General features: G+C 72.4%; 5 protein-coding genes and 1 pseudogene. All 6 read left to right on the forward strand.

The window, feature by feature from the left end; translation table 11 throughout:
- Positions 1-213, forward strand: a pseudogene (locus FXF52_RS40215) (DeoR/GlpR family DNA-binding transcription regulator); the annotation flags it as partial.
- On the forward strand, positions 200-1,648 hold the full coding sequence (locus FXF52_RS40220) for an FGGY-family carbohydrate kinase (RefSeq protein ID WP_255472899.1): 1,449 nt from the start codon (positions 200-202) through the stop codon (positions 1,646-1,648). The pseudogene FXF52_RS40215 and the gene FXF52_RS40220, both read left to right, overlap by 14 nt.
- Before the next feature lie 63 nt (positions 1,649-1,711).
- On the forward strand, positions 1,712-2,710 hold the full coding sequence (locus FXF52_RS40225; RefSeq protein ID WP_255472900.1) for a 2-hydroxyacid dehydrogenase: 999 nt from the start codon (positions 1,712-1,714) through the stop codon (positions 2,708-2,710).
- Positions 2,707-3,507: an inositol monophosphatase family protein gene (locus tag FXF52_RS40230; RefSeq protein ID WP_148804886.1), complete on the forward strand. Its 801-nt coding sequence runs from the start codon at positions 2,707-2,709 to the stop codon at positions 3,505-3,507. Before FXF52_RS40225 ends, FXF52_RS40230 begins: the two co-directional genes overlap by 4 nt.
- A gap of 259 nt (positions 3,508-3,766) precedes the next feature.
- Positions 3,767-4,498 (forward strand): glycerophosphodiester phosphodiesterase family protein, encoded by a 732-nt coding sequence (locus FXF52_RS40235; protein ID WP_255472901.1) that lies wholly within the window; start codon positions 3,767-3,769, stop codon positions 4,496-4,498.
- A 17-nt stretch (positions 4,499-4,515) separates the two neighbouring features.
- Positions 4,516-5,517 (forward strand): carbohydrate ABC transporter permease, encoded by a 1,002-nt coding sequence (locus tag FXF52_RS40240; RefSeq protein WP_148804888.1) that lies wholly within the window; start codon positions 4,516-4,518, stop codon positions 5,515-5,517.
- The last annotated feature ends 9 nt before the right edge of the window (positions 5,518-5,526 follow it).

Here is a 5,526-nt window from a genome sequence, read left to right on the forward strand (position 1 = left end):
CACCAGGAGCAGGAAATCGTGCTGGTGAAGCGGGCGATGATTCGGGCCGCGCAACGCCCGGTGCTGATGGTCGACCACACCAAGCTGGGCCGGGTCGCGCTGCACCGGGTAGCGCCGCTGCGCGACTTCGACCTGTTGATCACCGACTCCAACGCCGGGGAGGACAAGCTCCGGGAGATGCGCGAGAACGGTGTCAACTGTGAGGTCGCCTGAGCCGGCGGTCATCGGGGTGGACGTGGGGACCACCATCACCAAGGCGGTCGCCTTCGCCCCGGACGGCACCCAGCTCGACCGGGCCGCCCGGGCCACGGTACTGAACCGGGTCCGCGAGGGCTGGTACGAGCAGGACGTCGAACAGGTCGTCGGCTCGGTGCACGAGGTGCTGGCCGAACTGGGGACCGCGCTGGACCGGCCGGTGTCCGCCATCGGCCTCACCGCCCAAGGGGACGGGCTATGGCTGGTCGACGCCGAGGGGCGACCCGTCCGCCCGGCCGTTTCCTGGATGGACGGGCGAGCGGCCCCGATCGTCGAGGAGTGGTCCGACAAGGGGCTGCTGGAGTACGCGTACCGGCGGACCGGCGGCCTGATGTTCCCCGGCGCCTCCGGTCCGGTGCTGGCCTGGCTGGACCGGCACGACCGGGACGCCCTGGACCGGGCCACCACCGCCGCGTACTGCAAGGACGTGGTGCTGCAGCGGCTCACCGGCGTACGGGCCACCGACCCGAGTGACGCCTCGATGCCGTTCCTCGACCCGCGGACCCACCGGTACGACGCCGAGCTGCTGGCCGCTTGCGGTCTCGCGCACCGGCGGCCGCTGCTGGCCCCGGTGCTGCCCGCGCCGGCCGGGCCGCTGCTGCCCGCCTCGGCGGCGGTGACCGGGCTGCCGGCCGGCACGCCGGTCGTCGCCGGCCCGTACGACCTGCCGGCGAGCGCCTGGGGCGCCGGGGTGACCACCCCGGGCGACGGGCTGCTCGTCCTCGGCACCACGCTCGCCTGCCAGGTGGTGACCGACCGGCTCGACCACGACGGCGAGCCGACCGGTTTCGTGCTCAACACCTGGCGGCCGGACCGGTGGCTGCGCGCCCTGCCGGCGATGGTCGGCACGGCCGCCCTGGACTGGGTGCTGCGGCTGGTCGGTGCCGGGCTGGACGACCTGCCCGAGCTGCTCGCCGAGGGTCGCTCCGACGGGCTCACCGTGCTGCCGTACCTGGCCGAATCGGGCGAGCGCGCGCCGTTCGTGGCGCCACGGGCACGCGGCCTCATCGACGGGCTGCACCTGGGCACCCGTCCCGCCGACCTGGTCCGCGCGGTCTGCGAGGGGGTGGCCTACAGCGCCCGGCACTGCCTCGAGGCGGCCGGGCTGACCGGCACGCTGACCGCCTGCGGCGGCGGGCTCGCCTCCCCGGCCTGGACGCAGATCCTCACCGACGTGCTGGACCGGCCGGTACGGGTGCTCTCCGGGCAGGAGATCGGCGCGCGCGGCGCCGCGCTGGCCGCCGCCGCGGCCGTCGGCGTGCCGTTCGCGAGCGAGCCGCCGCCGGGCCGGATCCACCGGCCCCGACCGGAGGCGGCCCGGCGGTACGCCGAGGGTTACCAGCGCTACCTCGACCACGTCGCGCAGGCGCGCGCCGTCTGGTGTCGCGACTGATGCGGCACCCCACCCCACCCGCGCCCACCGTCCGGCAGGCCGGCTGTTCTGAAAGGACAACCCGTGCACACCACCCGAGTCCTGGTCGTCGGCGACCACTTCGTCACCCCAAGGCTGATGGCCGACGCGCTGCGAACCCGACTGGGCGACCGGGTCGAGATCGACTCGCTGACCCTGCCCTGGCCGCACATCCCGTACGGGCGAGTGGCGGAGGTGGACGAGGCCTCCGGTGACGAGGACGAGCTGATCGCGGCGCTGGCCGGCGTGGAGGTGGTCGTCACCCAGATGGCCCCGTTCACCGCCCGGGTGCTCACCGCCGCGGACGCGCTGCGGCTGCTGGTGGTCTGCCGGGGCGGGCCGGTGAACGTCAACCTCGCCGCCGCCGCCGAGCGGGGCGTGACGGTCCGCGGCACCCCGGGCCGCAACGCGATCGCCGCGGCCGAGCACACGGTGGCGTTGCTGCTCGCGGCGCTGCGGCGCATCCCCTACACGCACGCCGGGGTGCTGGCCGGGGAGTGGCGCAGTGACCTGTACGCCCTGGACGCGGTGGGCAGCGAGTTGGCGGACGCCACCGTAGGGCTCATCGGCTACGGGGCGATCGGCCGGCGGGTGGGGCGCATCCTGCGCGCGTTCGAAGCCGAGGTGCTCGTGCACGACCCCTACGCCGACCCGGACAGCCTCACCGACGTACGCGCGGTGGAGCTCGACGAGCTGCTGGACCGCGCGCAGGTGGTGAGCCTGCACGCCCGGTTGACCCCGGACACGCACGGGATGATCGGCGCGAAGGAACTGGCCCGGCTCCCGCAGGGCGCGGTGCTGGTGAACACGGCCCGGGGCGGGCTGGTCGACTACGACGCGGTGGTGGACGCGCTGGAGTCCGGCCGGCTGGCCGCCGCCGCGTTCGACGTCTTCGACACCGAACCGCTGCCCGCGGACTCCCGGCTGCGTACCGCGCCCAACGTGGTGCTCACTCCGCACCTGGCCGGCGCGACCCGGCAGACCGCCGAGCGCGCGGCCAGGCTCGCCGCCGACGAGGTCGCCGCGTACATGGAGCAGCGGTGAACCCGGCCGAACTGCTGCCGGTCGCGGTGGAGGCGACCACGGTGGCGGCGGAACTCGTCCGCACCCGCTTTCCCGGAACGCTGACCGCGAAGGGCGACCGGGACATGGCCTCCGAGGTCGACTTCGCCGTCGAGCGGGCGGTCCGCGACCTGCTGCGGGAGCGTACGCCGGGGATCGGCCTGCTTGGTGAGGAGGAGGGCGGCCCGGCGCTGGACGGCGAGTTGACCTGGGTGCTCGATCCGGTGGACGGGACGGTCAACTTCGTCCACGGGCTGCCGCTCTGCGCGGTCTCGCTCGCCCTGGTGCGCCGTAGGCGCCCGGTCCTGGGGGTCGTCGAGATGCCGTTCCTCGGCAGCCGCTACCAGGCGGTCGAGGGAGCGGGCGCGTACGCGGACGGCCGGCGGTTGCGGGCCAGCGCCGCGACGACGCTGGCCGAGGCCGTGGTGGCCGTGGGGGACTACGCGGTGGGCGCGGACGCCGACCTGCTCAACCGGGAACGGTTGGCCGTCACGGCCGCGCTGGTGCCCAGGGTCCAGCGGATCCGGATGCTGGGCACCGCGGCGACCGACCTGGCCTGGGTGGCTGGGGGGAGGCTGGACGCACTGGTCATGCTGGCCAACAATCCCTGGGACACCGCGGCGGGGGTGGTGCTGGCCCGGGAGGCGGGTGCCCTCGTGGTGGACCGCTACGGTGCGGAGCACGACACGGCCTCGAACGAGACGCTCGCCGGCCCGCGGTCGCTGCTGGACGAGATCCGCGCGCTGATCCGAGCCGTCCGCGCGGACTTCACCGAGTGATCCGTTAACGCGCCCCTTGGCGCTCTTAACATTGAAGATAACGCGCGAATCGGACGCGAAAGCTCGCCTCAAGGAGGGGCCTCGTACCGGAATAGTCCGGCCTGGGCTGCTCTGACGCCCCGTTGACACTTCGTACGCGGGCCCTGACGTTTCCGACTCTTGCCCCCTCTGCTGCCATCGTGTTAACTACCGTCGTGATGGCAACGCTAAATAGCGTTAAAAGCGTCGCCCCCTCGGTCGCTAGGAGATCCACGTGTTTATGACCATCGCGCACCGCGGCGATCCGCTGGTGCATCGCGAGAACACCCTGCCGTCGCTGCGCTCGGCTGTGGACAAGGGCGCCAACACCCTGGAGTTCGACCTGCGCCTGACCCGGGACGGGCACATCGTGCTGCTGCACGACGCCAGCCTGGAGCGGCTCTGGGGCATCCCGCACGAGCTGAGCGACCTGACCCTCGCCGAGCTGCGCCAGCACGACGCGGACGGCTACCAGCTGCCGCTCTTCGAGGAACTGCTGACGGAGTTCCCGCAGACCCAGTTCCTGGTCGACCTCAAGACCGACGACGTGGTGGCCCCCGCCGTGGCCGCGCTCCGCGCCCACCCCGACGCCTTCGAGCGGTCGATCTTCGTGGCCGCCCGCCGTGGCGGCCGCGAGGCGCTGATCCGGCTGCGCGCCGACGAGCCCGACGCAGCCATCGGCCTGGACTGGACCGCCGCCGAGCCGCCAGCGCAGGACCTTCTCGACGCGCTCCGCCCGCAGTACTTCGGGCCGCGCTGGGCCGTGGCCGACGCGGCCGGGGTGCCATCGATGCGGGAGCGCGGATACCGGGTCTGGGTGGGGCCGCTCGCCGACACCGGCCAGGTGGCCGACGCCCTGGCCTACGGCGTCGACGGCATCGTCGCCGACGACATCTCTGAACTGCTCGGCCTCTGCGCCTCGGCCGGAACCGGTCCGGTTGGCGCGGGCTCTGGTCGGACCGTCGCCGGCTGATCCGCGAAGGACCGATCGTGACCGCCAACGACTCTCCAACGCAGGTACGGGCCGAGGGCGCGCAGGCCCCCCGTACGGCCGTTTCCGTCCCGACCGGCGCGGCGGCCGACCCCCGCCCGGCCCGGCGCAGCCCCCGGCTCCGCCCGGGTCGCCTGCGGGAATACCTGATCTTCCTGGCGTTCATCGCGCCGAACTTCATCCTGCTGGCGGTCTTCTCCTTCTGGCCGGTCATCTACAACGCCTACCTCAGCCTGACCGACTGGAACATGATCTCGCCGGTCCGGCGGTTCGTCGGCTTGGACAACTATGTGGACCTGTTCACCGGCAGCGAGTTCCGTGAGGTGCTGCTCAACACCGTGTACTTCATGGGCGTGGTGGTGTTCGGCAGCCTGGCCCTCGGGCTGGCCGTGGCACTGCTGCTCAACCAACGCCTGAGGGGGCGAACCGCAGTCCGGACCATGGTCTTCGCCCCGCACGTTCTCTCCGGTGCGGCGATCGGCGTCGCCTGGATCTTCATCTTCGACCCCAACTACGGGCTGTCCCGGGTGTTCTTCGAGGCGATTGGAAAGTCCTCACCGGCCTGGCTCACCGACTCCGACTGGGCGCTGCCTGCCGTGATCATCGTCTACCTCTGGAAGAGCGTGGGCTTCGCGGCGATCGTCTACCTCGCCGGCCTGCAGGGGATGCCGAAGGACCTCTACGAGTCGGCCGCGCTCGACGGCGCCCGGGGCTGGACGTTGTTCCGGCGGATCACGCTTCCGCTGCTGTCCCCGGTCACCTACTTCCTCATGATCACCACCATCATCTCGTCGTTCCAGGCGTTCGACGTCATCGCGGCGATGACCGGCGGTGGACCGGGCGAGGCCACCACGATCCTCTCCTGGTACGTCTACGACAAGGGCTTCAAGGACTTCCAGGCGGGCCCGGCAGGCGCCGGCGCGGTCGTGATGTTCCTGGTCCTGCTGGCGGTGACCCTCTTCCAGACCCGTTACGTCGAGCGGAAGGTGCACTACCGGTGACCGTCACGA

It is taken from the genome of Micromonospora sp. MP36 (genome assembly GCF_008119785.1).
Classification (GTDB): Bacteria; Actinomycetota; Actinomycetes; order Mycobacteriales; family Micromonosporaceae; genus Micromonospora.